Here is a 13,593-nt window from a genome sequence, read left to right on the forward strand (position 1 = left end):
CGCGGGTTAGTAACGAAAAAACTGGCTACAAGGTAGCGACATGCTAGAAATCGAGATCGACGGCAAAAAGGCGCAAGTGCCCGACGGCAGCACGGTGATGGATGCCGCGCAGCAGGTTGGCGTTTACATTCCGCATTTCTGCTACCACAAGAAACTTTCGATCGCCGCCAACTGCCGGATGTGTCTGGTGCAGGTGGAAAAGGCGCCGAAGCCGTTGCCGGCTTGTGCAACGCCGGTGACCAACGGCATGAAAGTATTTACCCACTCCGAACTGGCCGTCAAGGCGCAGAAGGGGGTGATGGAATTCCTGCTCATCAATCACCCGCTGGATTGCCCGATTTGCGACCAGGGTGGCGAGTGTCAGTTGCAGGATATGTCCGTCGGCTACGGCCCCATGAAGAGCCGTTATACCGAAGAAAAGCACGTTGTCTTCCACAAGAGTGTCGGTCCGCTGATCTCCATGGAAGAGATGAGCCGTTGTATCCACTGCACCCGTTGCGTCCGCTTCGGTCAGGAAATCGGCGGCATCATGGAACTCGGCATGGCCAACCGTAACATGCACTCGGAAATCATGACTTTCGTCGGTCGTTCGGTCGATTCTGAACTGTCAGGCAACATGATCGACCTGTGCCCGGTCGGTGCCCTGACTTCCAAGCCCTTCCGCTACACCGCCCGTTCTTGGGAACTGCAGCGCCGCAAGTCGATCAGCGCGCAGGATTCCGTTGGCGCCAATCTGGTCGTCCAGGTCAAGCACGACAACGTGATGCGTGTTCTGCCGCGTGAAAACGAAGCGGTCAACGAATGCTGGATTTCCGACAAGGAGCGCTTCTCCTACCAGTCTCTGAGCTCCGATGAGCGCCTGACCAAGCCGATGGTCAAGCAGGGTGGCGAGTGGAAGGAAGTCGACTGGAACGTTGCCCTCGACTACGTAGCTCACGGGTTGAAGGATGTCGCCCGCGAAAATGGCGGCGATGCCGTTGCTGCACTGGCCGCACAAAGCTCGACCGTTGAAGAACTGTTCCTGCTCGGCAAGGTCATGAAGGGCTTGGGCAGCGGCAATATCGATTTCCGTTCGCGTCAGAGCGATTTTTCGTCCGATTCCAAGCGTGCCGGCGCACCTTGGCTGGGCATGCGCCTTGCCGAGATCAAGGATCTGGATGGTGCTCTGATCATTGGCTCCTTCCTACGCAAGGATCACCCGTTGATCGCCCAGCGCCTGCGGCAAGCGGCCAAGAAATATACCAAGGTCAGCCTGCTCGATGTTGCCGGCGATGACCCGCTGATCAATCTGCACGCCCGTATCACCGTTGCTCCGGCCGCGCTGGCCACAACGCTGGCTGCTGTAGTCAAGGCGGCTGCCGATATAAAGGGTGTTGCTGCCCCGGCCGCGCTGGCAAACGTTGCTGTTTGCGATACCAGCAGGAAGATTGCACAAAGCCTGGTCGATGGTGACAAGCGCGCTGTCTTCTTGGGCAATGTGGCGACCCAGTCTGCCGACGCCACCCAATTGCATGCCCTGGCCTTGGAGTTGGGCAAGCTGACCGGTGCTACCGTCGGTTTCCTCGGCGAAGGTGCCAACACCGTTGGCGCGCACGTTTCTCGTGCGCTGCCGTCCGGTGCCAACGCTCGCCAGATGTTCGAGCAGCCGCGCAAGGCCTATGTCCTGATGGGCATCGAGCCGGAATTCGATTGCGCTAACCCGCAGCTGGCTCTGGGTGCGCTCAAGCAAGCCAGCTTGGTTGTCTACATGTCGGCCTTCAAGCATGCTCCGGCCCTGGAATACGCCGACGTGATGCTGCCGATCGCTCCCTTTACCGAAACTTCGGGTACGTTCGTCAATACCGAAGGCCGTGCCCAAAGTTTTAACGGCGTGGTCAAGGCGCGGGGTGATGCACGCCCGGCCTGGAAGATTCTGCGTGTCTTGGGTAACGTCCTCAATCTGGAAGGTTTTGCCTACGCCTCGAGTGAAGAGGTTCGTGATGAGGTGCTCGGCGGCAAGGCTGTCGAATTCGTTTCCGGTTTGGGCAACGAACTCAACGACGTCGCCCTTGTAGCCCCCGCGTTTTCCGCGAATGGCTTGCAACGTATTGCCGATGTTCCGATCAACTTTGCCGATCCGATGGCGCGCCGCGCCCCGGCCTTGCAGCAAACGGCTGATTCCGTTGCGCCAACCGCTCGCATGAATGAGCACACACTCAATCAGCTAGGTGTCGCTGACAAGGTGCAGGTCCGGGTGAAGCAGGGCTCGGGTGAAACTGTTTTGGTAGCCAAGCTGGACAATAGCGTACCGGCAGGCTGTGTTCGTGTTGCCGCGGCACATGCGAGTACTGTGATGCTCGGCGACATGTTCGGCTCGATTTCCGTGGAGCGTGCATAAATGGACGCACTGATGAATTTCGGACAAGGCATTTTTGGCGGTGCCTGGCCTGCAGTCTGGGCTTTGGTCAAAATTGTCCTGATCGTAGCGCCGATGATGCTTGGCGTTGCCTACCTGACCTACTTCGAACGCAAGGTCATTGGTTACATGCAGGTCCGTATTGGCCCCAACCGTGTCGGTCCCTGGGGCCTGATCCAGCCGATCGCCGATGGCCTGAAGTTGCTGATGAAGGAAATCATCGTTCCCGCGACTGCCAACAAGGGTATTTTCGTCATCGCTCCGATGCTGGCGATCGCCCCCGCTCTGGCTGCATGGGCCGTGGTGCCTTTTACTGACAGCCTGGTTCTGGCCAATATCGATGCCAGCCTGCTGTACATCATGGCCATCACCTCGATGGGTGTATACGGGATCATCCTGTCCGGTTGGGCTTCCAACTCCAAGTACGCTTTCCTCGGCGCTATGCGCTCTGCGGCGCAGATGGTTTCCTACGAAATTTCGATGGGTTTCTCGCTGATCTGCGTCCTGATGGTTTCCAATAGTCTGAATCTGGTTGAAATCGTCAATATCCAGAATCAAGGTCGTTTTGCCGACTGGGGCTTGAGCTTCCTGTCCTGGAACTGGCTGCCGCTATTCCCGATGTTCCTGGTCTATCTGATTTCCGGCGTAGCCGAGACCAACCGGGCACCGTTCGACGTCGCCGAAGGTGAGTCGGAAATCGTGGCCGGTTTCCACGTCGAATATTCAGGCATGGCTTTCGCTGTCTTCTTCCTGGCAGAATATGCCAACATGATTCTGGTCTCTGCGCTGACCGCCATCATGTTCCTTGGCGGCTGGCTCTCTCCGGTCGGTTTCCTGCCGGATGGCATTCTCTGGCTGTTTGCCAAGATGTCGGCGATCCTCTTCCTCTTCCTGTGGTTCCGCGCGACGTTCCCGCGTTACCGCTATGACCAGCTGATGCGTCTGGGCTGGAAGGTGTTTTTGCCGATCTGTCTGATCTGGCTAGTTGTTGTCGGCGTCTGGATGATGTCGCCGCTGAATATCTGGAAGTGAGGAGAGACTAATGGGTTCGATGAAGGAAATCTTCAACAGCCTCTTCCTCAAGGAATTGTTGAAGGGGATGTCGGTAACCGGCAAATATTTCTTTGCCCGCAAGATTACCGTTCAATATCCGGAGGAGAAGACGCCGCAGAGCTTCCGCTTCCGTGGCCTGCACGCGTTGCGCCGCTACGAGAATGGCGAGGAGCGTTGCATTGCCTGCAAATTGTGCGAGGCGATTTGTCCGGCTCTGGCTATCACGATCGAAGCGGAGCCCCGTGACGATGGTTCGCGCCGTACGACCCGTTACGATATCGATTTGACCAAGTGCATCTTCTGCGGTTTCTGCGAAGAGGCCTGTCCGGTCGATGCCATTGTCGAGACCCGCATTTTCGAATATCACGGTGAAAAGCGCGGCGATCTGTATTACACCAAGCAGATGTTGCTGGCCAACGGCGACCGCTACGAAGATCAAATCGCGAAAGATCGCGAGCTTGATTCTGCTTACCGATAACAGGTGCTAGCGATGGATTTTCAAACTGGAGTTTTCTACTTCCTGTCGGCGATTCTGATCTTCGCGAGCCTTCGCGTGATCACTGCCCGCAATCCGGTGCATGCCGCGCTTCACCTGATCCTGGCTTTCTTCACTTGTGGCGGTATCTGGGCTTTGCTGCAGGCCGAATTCCTGGCGATCGCCATCATCCTGGTGTATGTCGGCGCGGTCATGGTTCTGTTCCTGTTCGTCGTGATGATGCTGGATATCAATATCGACCGCATCCGGCAGGGTTTCTGGAACTATCTGCCGCTGGGGGCTTTGCTGGGTCTGTTGATGGTCATGGAAATGGGCCTGGTGCTGGGCAGCAAGTACTTCCAGGTGCCGGCTGCCGAAGCCATGGTGCCGGCCGGTGTGTCCAATACCAAGACCATCGGTGCGCTGATGTTCACCGACTACGTTTATCCCTTCGAGCTGGCTTCCTTGATTCTGCTCGTCGGCATGATCGCCGCGATCGTGCTGACCTACCGCGGTCCGAAGAAATCGAAGTACACCAACCCGAATCAGCAGGTCTTCGTCAAGGCGAAGGATCGCGTCCGCGTTCTGCAGATGCCGGTTGAAAAAGACTGAAACCAGGGAAGATTATGCTCAATCTGACTCTCTCGCATTTCCTGATTCTGGGCGCGATCCTGTTCGCGATCAGCGTAGTCGGGATATTTCTGAACCGGAAGAATCTTCTCGTTCTGCTGATGGCCATCGAATTGATGCTGCTGGCGGTGAACATGAACTTCGTGGCCTTCTCGCATTATCTGCAAGATATCTCCGGCCAGATTTTCGTCTTCTTCATCCTGACCGTTGCCGCCGCCGAGTCGGCGATCGGTCTGGCCATCCTGATCGTGCTGTTCCGCAACCTCAAGAGCATCCATGTGGATGACCTGGGCAGCCTGAAGGGTTAAACATGGAAATGCAAAAACTCTATCTGCTCGTTCCGCTGGCGCCGCTGATCGGTGCCATGATCGCCGGCCTGTTCTGCCGGGTCATTCCGCGTTGGGTTGCCCATACCGCCACCATCGCCGGTGTCGCCATCGCTTTCATCGCCTCGGTGATGATCTTCAAGGATGTCCAGGCCGGGCACACCTTCAACGGCCCGGTTTACACCTGGCTGACCAGTGGCGACTACAAGTTCGAGGTGGGTTTCCTGATCGATTCCCTGACCACGACCATGATGATCGTGGTGACCTTCGTATCGCTGATGGTCCATATCTACACCATCGGTTACATGCAGGAAGATCCGGGCTATAACCGCTTCTTCAGCTACATCTCGTTGTTCACCTTCTCCATGCTGATGCTGGTGATGAGCAACAACTTCATGCAGCTCTTCTTCGGCTGGGAAGCTGTCGGTCTGGTCTCCTACCTGCTGATCGGTTTCTGGTACACCCGTCCGACCGCAATCTTCGCCAACATGAAGGCCTTTCTGGTCAACCGGGTCGGCGACTTCGGTTTCATTCTTGGCATCGGCCTGATCCTCACGCATTTCGGTACCCTGGATTACGCCACCGTTTTCCAGAAGGCCCCGGAACTCGCCGCCACCACGATCAACCTGTTCGCCGACCGCGACTGGGCGACAGTCTCCCTGATGACGGCCACTTGTATCTGCCTGTTCATCGGCGCCATGGGCAAGTCCGCCCAAGTTCCGCTGCACGTCTGGCTGCCCGACTCCATGGAAGGTCCGACGCCGATTTCCGCGCTGATTCACGCGGCGACCATGGTGACTGCCGGTATCTTCATGGTTTCCCGGATGTCGCCGCTGTTTGAACTGTCTACGACGGCCTTGTCCTTCGTCATCGTGATTGGTGCCATCACAGCCCTGTTCATGGGTTTCCTGGGCATCATCCAGAACGATATCAAGCGCGTTGTCGCCTACTCCACCTTGTCCCAGCTCGGCTACATGACGGTTGCGCTCGGCGCTTCGGCCTACTCGGTTGCCATCTTCCACCTGATGACCCACGCCTTCTTCAAGGCACTGCTCTTCCTCGCAGCCGGTTCCGTCATCATTGGCATGCACCACGACCAGGACATCCGTAACATGGGCGGTCTGCGCAAGTACATGCCGATCACCTGGATCACCTCGCTGGTCGGTTCGTTGGCCCTGATCGGCACACCCTTCCTGTCCGGCTTCTACTCCAAGGACTCGATTATCGAGGCTGCCGCTGTTGCCTACCACGCTGGCCAGCCGGGTGCTGCTTTCGCCTACTATGCCGTTCTGGCCGGTGTCTTCGTAACGGCTTTCTACTCCTTCCGCATGTACTTCCTCGTTTTCCACGGCGAAGAACGCTTCGGCAAGGCTGACGATGCCCATCACCACGAACATCACGGCGATCATGACGACGAGGAAGCCACGCACGACCACCACCATGGTCTTGCTCCGGGTCAGAAGCCGCATGAGACCCCGTGGGTCGTCTGGCTGCCGCTGGTTTTGCTCGCCATCCCGTCGCTGGCCATTGGTTACTTCGCAATCGAGCCGATGCTGTACGGCGATTATTTCAAGGGCGTGATCTTCATCGATCACCACGCTCACCCGGCCATGGAGCATCTGGCTGAAGAGTTCCACGGTGCAGCGGCGATGGGCATTCATTCGCTGACCACGCTGCCGTTCATCCTGGCCCTCTCCGGTGTCGTCGTTTCCTGGTTCTTCTACATGAAGCGTCCGGACATTCCCGCCGCAATCCAGCGCCGTTTCTCCGCGATCAACACACTGTTCGAGAACAAGTACTACTTCGACAAGTTCAACGAAGTCGTTTTCGCGGGCGGTGCCCGTCTGCTCGGCAAGGCCTTGTGGAAGGGTGGCGATGTCGCCGTGATCGACGGCCTGATCGTCAATGGTTCGGCCAAGCTGGTCGGATGGATTGCCACCGTGACCCGCCTGTTCCAGACCGGTTACGTTTATCACTACGCTTTCACCATGATCATCGGCGTCTTTGTGCTGATGACCCTGTGGATCAACCGCGCCTAGCGTGAATAGTTCGCAGAAGAGCAAGGAATAACATGTCGACTTACCCGCTGCTATCTCTCGCAATCTGGATTCCGATTGTTGCCGGCCTGGTGGTGCTGACCACCGGCGGCGACCGGAACGCTCCGCTGGCGCGGATGCTTGCCCTGATCGGCTCGATCGCTGCCTTCATGGTGACGATCCCGCTGTGGACGAATTTCGACATCGCCAACGGTGGCATGCAATTCGTTGAACTGAAGACGTGGATTCCGCGCTTCAATATCAATTACCACCTTGGGGTGGACGGCATCTCGATGTTGTTCGTCGTTCTCAACGCCTTCATCACCATTATCGTGGTGGCAGCCGGTTGGGAAGTGATCGAGCAAAAGGTTGCCCAGTACAACGCCGCCTTCCTGATCATGTCGGGTCTGATGAACGGCATTTTCACGTCGCTGGACGGCGTGCTGTTCTATGTCTTCTTCGAAGCATCGCTGATCCCGCTGTATCTGATCATTGGCGTCTGGGGCGGCCCGAACCGTGTTTATGCGGCCTTCAAGTTCTTCCTCTATACCCTGTTCGGTTCCCTGCTGTTCCTGCTGGCGCTGATGTACCTGTTCATCCAGTCCGGTGGCAGCTTCTCGATCCTCGAATGGCACAAACTGCCGATCGCTCTCGGTCCGCAGATCTGGTTGTTCCTGGCCTTCCTGATCGCCTTTGCCGTCAAGGTTCCGATGTGGCCGGTGCATACCTGGTTGCCGGACGCCCACGTCGAGGCGCCGACGGGTGGTTCCATCGTCCTGGCGGCCATTGCGCTGAAGCTCGGCGCCTACGGGTTCCTGCGTTTCTCGCTGCCGATCGCACCGGATGCCTCGCATGAATTGTCGAGTCTGGTCATTGCCCTGTCGCTGATCGCCGTCGTCTATATCGGTTTCGTCGCCCTGGTTCAGGAAGACATGAAGAAGCTGGTCGCCTATTCGTCCATCGCCCACATGGGCTTCGTGACGCTGGGCTTCTTCATGTTCAGCGCCATGGGTATCGAAGGTGCGCTGGTCCAGATGGTTTCCCACGGTTTCGTGTCGGGTGCCATGTTCTTCTGTATCGGTGTCATGTACGACCGCGTGCATAGCCGCCAGATTGCCGACTACGGCGGTGTGGTTAACAAGATGCCCAAGTTCGCGGCCCTGTTCATGCTGTTTACGATGGCCAACGCCGGTTTGCCGGCCACATCGGGCTTCGTCGGCGAATTCATGGTTATTCTCGGTGCCGTCAAGTTCAACTTCTGGGTGGCTTTCGCTGCGGCCTCCTCGATGGTCATCGGTGCCGCCTACTCGTTGTGGATGTACAAGCGCGTTATTTTCGGCGACGTCGCCAACCATCACGTCGAGGAACTGAGCGATATCAACAAGCGGGAGTTCGCCATCCTGGCGGTGCTGGCTATTGCCACGCTGTGGATGGGTGTCTATCCGCAGCCTTTCACCGAAGTCATGCATGCCTCGGTCAACGACCTGCTGCATCACGTTGCCATCAGCAAGATTCAATAAACGGTAGCCGACATGTTCGACAATTTCGTTGTCCCCAATCTACTGCCCGCCGCTCCGGAAATTTTCCTGGTCGTGATGGCGCTGGCCATCCTGATGATCGATTTGCTGGTCAAGGATAGCCGACGCACCGTTACCTTCGCACTGACCCAGCTGACCCTGATCGGCTGCGCGGCGATCCAGTTCGCGACGAGTACTGGCGAGATTACCTACACCTTCAGCAACATGTTCGTCGACGACCTGATGTCCGACCTGCTGAAGCTGTTCTTGTACATGACCGTAGTCATCGTGATGTTCTACTCGCGTGCCTATATCATCGACCGCGAGTCCATGAACAAGGGCGAGTATTACGTGCTGGCCCTGTTCGCCACGCTCGGCATGATGGTCATGATCTCGGCCAACCACTTCCTGACCATCTACATCGGTCTGGAATTGCTGTCGCTGTCGCTGTACGCGATGGTGGCCATGAACCGCGATTCCGTGGTGTCGACCGAAGCCGCGATGAAGTACTTCGTCCTCGGCGCATTGGCTTCCGGCCTGCTGCTCTACGGTATGTCCATGATCTACGGTGCGACCGGCACGCTGGAAATTACCGGGCTCGCCGAGCGTCTGTACGGCGGTGGCGTCAACAAGACCGTGATGGTCTTCGGCCTGGTTTTCCTGGTTGCCGGTCTGGCCTTCAAGCTTGGCGTCGTGCCTTTCCACATGTGGATTCCGGACGTCTATCACGGCGCGCCGACTTCGGTCACGCTGTTCATCGGTTCCGCACCGAAGCTGGCTGCGTTCGCCATCGTCATGCGTTTGCTCGTCAATGGCCTGATTACGATGGCGCAGGATTGGCAAGCCATGCTGGTCATTCTTGCCGTGCTGTCGATGGCCATCGGTAACCTGGCCGCAATCGCCCAGACTAACCTGAAGCGCATGCTGGCCTATTCGGCGATTTCCCACATGGGCTTCATGCTGCTTGGCATCGTCACCGGCGTGGTCGGCGGTGACGCCCGTTATGCCCTGAATGCCTACAGCTCTGCCATGTTCTACGTCATCGCCTACGTGCTGATGTCGGCCGGCACCTTCGGCATGATCCTGCTGATGTCCCGTGCCGGTTTTGAGGCCGACGAACTGGAAGACCTGAAGGGCCTGAACAAGCGTAGCCCGTGGTTCGCCGGCATCATGCTGATGCTGATGTTCTCGATGGCGGGCGTGCCGTTCTTCATCGGCTTCTTTGCCAAGTTCTCGGTCCTGCAGGCTGTCGTGGCTGCCGATTACATGTGGCTGGCCATCGTCGCCGTGCTGTTCTCGCTGATCGGTGCCTTCTACTACCTGCGTGTCGTCAAGCTGATGTATTTCGATGCACCAGTTGATGAAACGCCGCTCACCGCCGGTATGGACATGCGCATCCTGATCTCCGCCAACGGCCTGGCTGTCGCCCTGCTGGGGATTTTCCCGCAGGTGATCATGTCGTTGTGTGCCTATGCCCTGCTGCGCTCGCTCTGAGCAATCCGCACGCTAATTGAAAACGCCCCGCTTGTCGGGGCGTTTTGCTTTGTGGAGTTGAACATGTCGCACGATACACATCTGATCGAATCCGAAATCTCCAGCGAATCCGTCTTCGACGGCGCCTTGCTGAAAGTCAGGAAGGACCACGTACGCCTACCCAATGGCCAGGAATCGATACGGGAGTACATTGTGCACCCCGGGGCTGTCGTCATTCTGGCTTTCCTGCCGAATGGCAATTTGTTGTTCGAACGGCAATTCCGCTATCCGTTGCGCCGCGTATTCCTGGAGTTGCCGGCCGGGAAAATCGATCACGGCGAGGCCACCATCGAAACGGCGAAGCGCGAGCTACTGGAGGAGACCGGTTATGCCGCCAGCGAGTGGGAATACCTTGGCGTGATGCATCCGTGCATCGGCTACTCCGACGAGCGCATTGAAATCTTTGTCGCTCGCGGTCTGCGTCTGGAAGGTGAAAAGCAGCTCGATCACAACGAATTTCTGGATGTCGTCGAGTTGTCGCCTGACGAAGCCAGGCAGGCCGTTTGGGATGGACGCATCACCGACGCGAAAACCATTACTTCCTTGTTCTGGCTGGAGAAAACCTGACAGGCGCCGTGACGCGCTATTCTGCGAGTCATTTGCCTCATCGCGCAGAAACAAAAACGCCCCGGAGTTCCGGGGCGTTTTTTCTTGAGAGCTTGCGTCTTGCTCAGCCGCAGGTTCCTACGGCGCCACAGGCGGTGCAGAAGTCGCAGCCATCCTTGCGGATCATGGTGTGGTTGCCGCACTCGCCGCACAGCTTGCCCTGGGTCGGCAGCACCTTGTTGCTGGTGGTGTCTTCCGGTGCTTCCAGGATGCCCATCTGCTGCAGCGGGAAGCCTGCTTCGTCGAGGATGCCGAGCATGGCGTAGCGGTGGATGATCAACTGGGCGATGTAAGCCACGGTCGACGGGTAGGTCTGTTGCTTGCGGGAACCCGGGACGAAGGCCATGAAGTCGCCGAACGGCTCGGAGTAGTCGAGCAGCTTGCGCAGCTTCATGCCGATCCAGGCCGGATCGAGCACGCGCATGTCGAGCGACAACAGCTTGCACAGGCCGTCGAGGGCACGCGGGTAGTTACCGGACAGCCACATCGAGTACGGACGCGAGGTGCCGTCGGGCAGCGTGATTTCCTTGAGGCCGAGGACGAAGTCTTCGCCGGTCGAGGTGTTGCTGACGTCGACGGTCCAGGACAACGTGCCGTCGGTGCCGGTCTTCGGTTCCTTGGTGCTGAACAGGGCGTCCTTGACCGGCGTCGGGCCATCGTGGCCGAAGGCGCCAAGTTGCTCACCGCGCCACAGGATGACCTGGGCCATGGCGGCGACGACGGACGGCATGCGCTTGCGTTCGCCGTGCGGCGGCATCTGCATATCGAAGGCGTCGCCCGGCATCTTGGCCAGGGCCTCCAGCTTCAGTTGCAGCCAGCCGTGGTCGTTGGCGCGCATGTCCATCGACAGCGTCTTGGCGACGGCGCCCAGGCCGCGCGGTTCGGCCGGGCCGTTGGCCCACACTTCGAACGGCCAGGCACGACCTTCCTGTTCGACGTGGCCGACGAACAGGGCGAACTTGCCGATCGGCGAATCGACCATGTAGGTCCAGCACAGGTTGCCTTCCGGCAGGTTCGGGCGGCCCGGCCAGCGCAGGCTGGAGAGCACCGGCGCCGGCAGGTTCTTGATCGACAGGCGGCGGTTGGCGTCGGAAACGAAGTCTTGCGGTGCCTTGGCGTCGGCGGCAGCGGCCGCCTCGGCGGTCGGTTCCGGCGTGACGGACAGGACGGAACCCAGCACGCTGTTCGGGCGATAGGTGGCCAGACCCTTGAGGCCGGCCTTCCAGGCCTGCATGTAGAGATCCTGGAAGTCTTCGTACGGGTAGTCGGCCGGTACGTTCACCGTCTTCGAGATCGAGGTGTCGACGTAGGGGGCAACGGCGGCGACCATGTCGCTGTGGGCCTTGGCGGAGATTTCCAGCGCCGTGACGAAGTAGTCCGGCAGGTTGGCGACGTCACCGCCGCGGTGCTTGTACATGCGCCAGGCGTAATCCTCGACCGAGTATTCCTTGATCGTGCCGTCCTGCATGCGCTTCTTGCGGTTGTAGGTCCACGAGAAGGGCGGCTCGATGCCGTTCGAGGCGTTGTCGGCGAAGGCCAGCGAAATGGTGCCGGTCGGGGCGATGGACAGCAGGTGCGAGTTGCGCAGGCCGTGCTTGCGGATTTCGGCCTTGACGTCGTTCGGCAGGCGGGAAGCGAAGTTGCCGCCGGACAGGTAGAGTTCAGCGTTGAACAGCGGGAAGGCGCCGCGTTCCTTGGCCATTTCGACCGAGGTCAGGTAGGCGGTGTCGCGCATGAATTCGCTGATGCGGCTGGCCATGGCGCGAGCCTCGGCCTTGTCGTAGCGCAGGCGCAGCATGGCCAGCATGTCGCCGAGGCCGGTGAAGCCGAGGCCGACGCGGCGCTTGTTGGCGGCTTCCTGCTGCTGGCGCTCGAGCGGCCAGTGGGTGGCGTCGAGCACGTTGTCGAGCATGCGGGTGGAGACGCGGATAACTTCGGCGAAGGCGTCGAAATCGAATTCGGCCTGTTCGGAGAACGGGTTTTTGACGTACAGGGTCAGGTTGATCGAACCCAGGCAGCAGCAGCCGTACGGTGGCAGCGGCTGTTCGGCGCACGGGTTGGTCGCCTCGATCACTTCGCAGTAATTGAGGTTGTTGTCCTTGTTCATGCGGTCGAGGAACAGGATGCCCGGTTCGGCGTGGTCGTAGGTGGACTTCATGACCTGGTCCCACAGGTCGCGGGCGCGCACCTTGCGATAGACCCACATGCCGTCTTCGCGCTGGTAGGCGCCGGCCGAGCGCATGTCGGCATTCGGTTCGGCACGGTGAGCCAGCTCGACATCGGTGTCGGCATCGACCGCTTCCATGAAGCCGTCGGTAACGCCGATGGAGATGTTGAAGTTGGTCAGGTCGCCGTGGTCCTTGGCGTGAATGAAGTCCTCGATATCCGGATGGTCGCAGCGCAGCACGCCCATCTGGGCGCCGCGGCGGGCGCCGGCGGATTCGACGGTTTCGCAGGAGCGGTCGAAGACGCGCATGTAGGAAACCGGGCCGGAAGCGCGGGATTGTGTGCCCTTGACGCGGGCGCCCTGCGGACGGATGGACGAGAAGTCGTAGCCGACGCCACCGCCGCGACGCATGGTTTCGGCGGCCTGGGCGAGCGCGGTGTAGATGCCGGGACGGCCATCGGTGTTCTCGACGATGGAATCGCCGACCGGCTGCACGAAGCAGTTGATCAGCGTGGCCTGCAGGTCGGTGCCGGCGGCGGAGTTGATACGGCCGGCCGGGATGAAACCGTTTTCCTGAGCCCACAGGAAGCGGGCTTCCCAGTGTGCGCGATCAGCTTCCTGCTCGATCTGGGCCAGCGCCCAGGCAACGCGCTTGCGCACGTCGTGAACATTGGTTTCCTTGCCCTTGGCATATTTTTCGATTAGCACCTCGCCGGAAATTTCCTGTTCCGGCAGGGGGGCGAATTCGGGCGGCGCGGGAATATCGGTCAGTGAAAGCTGTTCTGCAACCTTGCTCATGGATGGCTCCTCTCGACAGTTTCGGTTCTAGTGTTCGAATGGGGCGAATCTACTATA

General features: G+C 59.0%; 10 protein-coding genes. 9 read left to right on the forward strand and 1 reads right to left on the reverse strand.

Going from position 1 to position 13,593, the window contains the following annotated elements; translation table 11 throughout:
- Nucleotides 1-40: 40 nt before the first annotated feature.
- The 9 genes from nuoG to F1002_RS02935 all read left to right on the forward strand — a co-directional run bounded on the left by nuoG (nt 41) and on the right by F1002_RS02935 (nt 10,532).
- Nucleotides 41-2,377, forward strand: a complete 2,337-nt coding sequence (nuoG, locus tag F1002_RS02895; protein ID WP_150427516.1) for an NADH-quinone oxidoreductase subunit NuoG — start codon at nt 41-43, stop codon at nt 2,375-2,377.
- A complete protein-coding gene (gene nuoH, locus F1002_RS02900) occupies nt 2,378-3,427 on the forward strand; it encodes an NADH-quinone oxidoreductase subunit NuoH (protein ID WP_150427517.1) in 1,050 nt (349 codons plus the stop codon).
- A gap of 10 nt (nt 3,428-3,437) precedes the next feature.
- Nucleotides 3,438-3,926, forward strand: coding sequence for an NADH-quinone oxidoreductase subunit NuoI (gene nuoI / locus F1002_RS02905; protein WP_150427518.1), 489 nt, complete (start codon nt 3,438-3,440; stop codon nt 3,924-3,926).
- A gap of 12 nt (nt 3,927-3,938) precedes the next feature.
- Nucleotides 3,939-4,535 carry an NADH-quinone oxidoreductase subunit J gene (locus tag F1002_RS02910; RefSeq protein WP_150427519.1) on the forward strand — a complete coding sequence of 199 codons (597 nt, stop codon included), beginning with the start codon at nt 3,939-3,941 and terminating at the stop codon, nt 4,533-4,535.
- A gap of 14 nt (nt 4,536-4,549) precedes the next feature.
- Entirely contained in the window at nt 4,550-4,861 is a 312-nt protein-coding gene (nuoK, locus tag F1002_RS02915) for an NADH-quinone oxidoreductase subunit NuoK (protein WP_150427520.1), read from the forward strand.
- A gap of 2 nt (nt 4,862-4,863) precedes the next feature.
- On the forward strand, nt 4,864-6,918 hold the full coding sequence (nuoL, locus tag F1002_RS02920; RefSeq protein WP_150427521.1) for an NADH-quinone oxidoreductase subunit L: 2,055 nt from the start codon (nt 4,864-4,866) through the stop codon (nt 6,916-6,918).
- Nucleotides 6,919-6,950: 32 nt separating this feature from the next.
- Complete coding sequence (locus tag F1002_RS02925; protein WP_150427522.1) at nt 6,951-8,435, forward strand: NADH-quinone oxidoreductase subunit M; 1,485 nt, start codon at nt 6,951-6,953, stop codon at nt 8,433-8,435.
- Nucleotides 8,436-8,447: 12 nt separating this feature from the next.
- On the forward strand, nt 8,448-9,926 hold the full coding sequence (nuoN, locus tag F1002_RS02930; RefSeq protein WP_150427523.1) for an NADH-quinone oxidoreductase subunit NuoN: 1,479 nt from the start codon (nt 8,448-8,450) through the stop codon (nt 9,924-9,926).
- 63 nt (nt 9,927-9,989) lie between these two features.
- Nucleotides 9,990-10,532 carry an NUDIX domain-containing protein gene (locus tag F1002_RS02935; protein ID WP_150427524.1) on the forward strand — a complete coding sequence of 181 codons (543 nt, stop codon included), beginning with the start codon at nt 9,990-9,992 and terminating at the stop codon, nt 10,530-10,532.
- Nucleotides 10,533-10,635: 103 nt separating this feature from the next.
- Here F1002_RS02935 and F1002_RS02940 read toward each other — a convergent pair whose 3' ends face one another.
- On the reverse strand, nt 10,636-13,536 hold the full coding sequence (locus tag F1002_RS02940; RefSeq protein ID WP_150427525.1) for an adenosylcobalamin-dependent ribonucleoside-diphosphate reductase: 2,901 nt from the start codon (nt 13,534-13,536) through the stop codon (nt 10,636-10,638).
- Between the last annotated feature and the right edge of the window lie 57 nt (nt 13,537-13,593).

The sequence above is a fragment of the Dechloromonas sp. CZR5 genome, assembly GCF_008711155.1.
Lineage (GTDB): Bacteria > Pseudomonadota > Gammaproteobacteria > Burkholderiales > Rhodocyclaceae > Azonexus.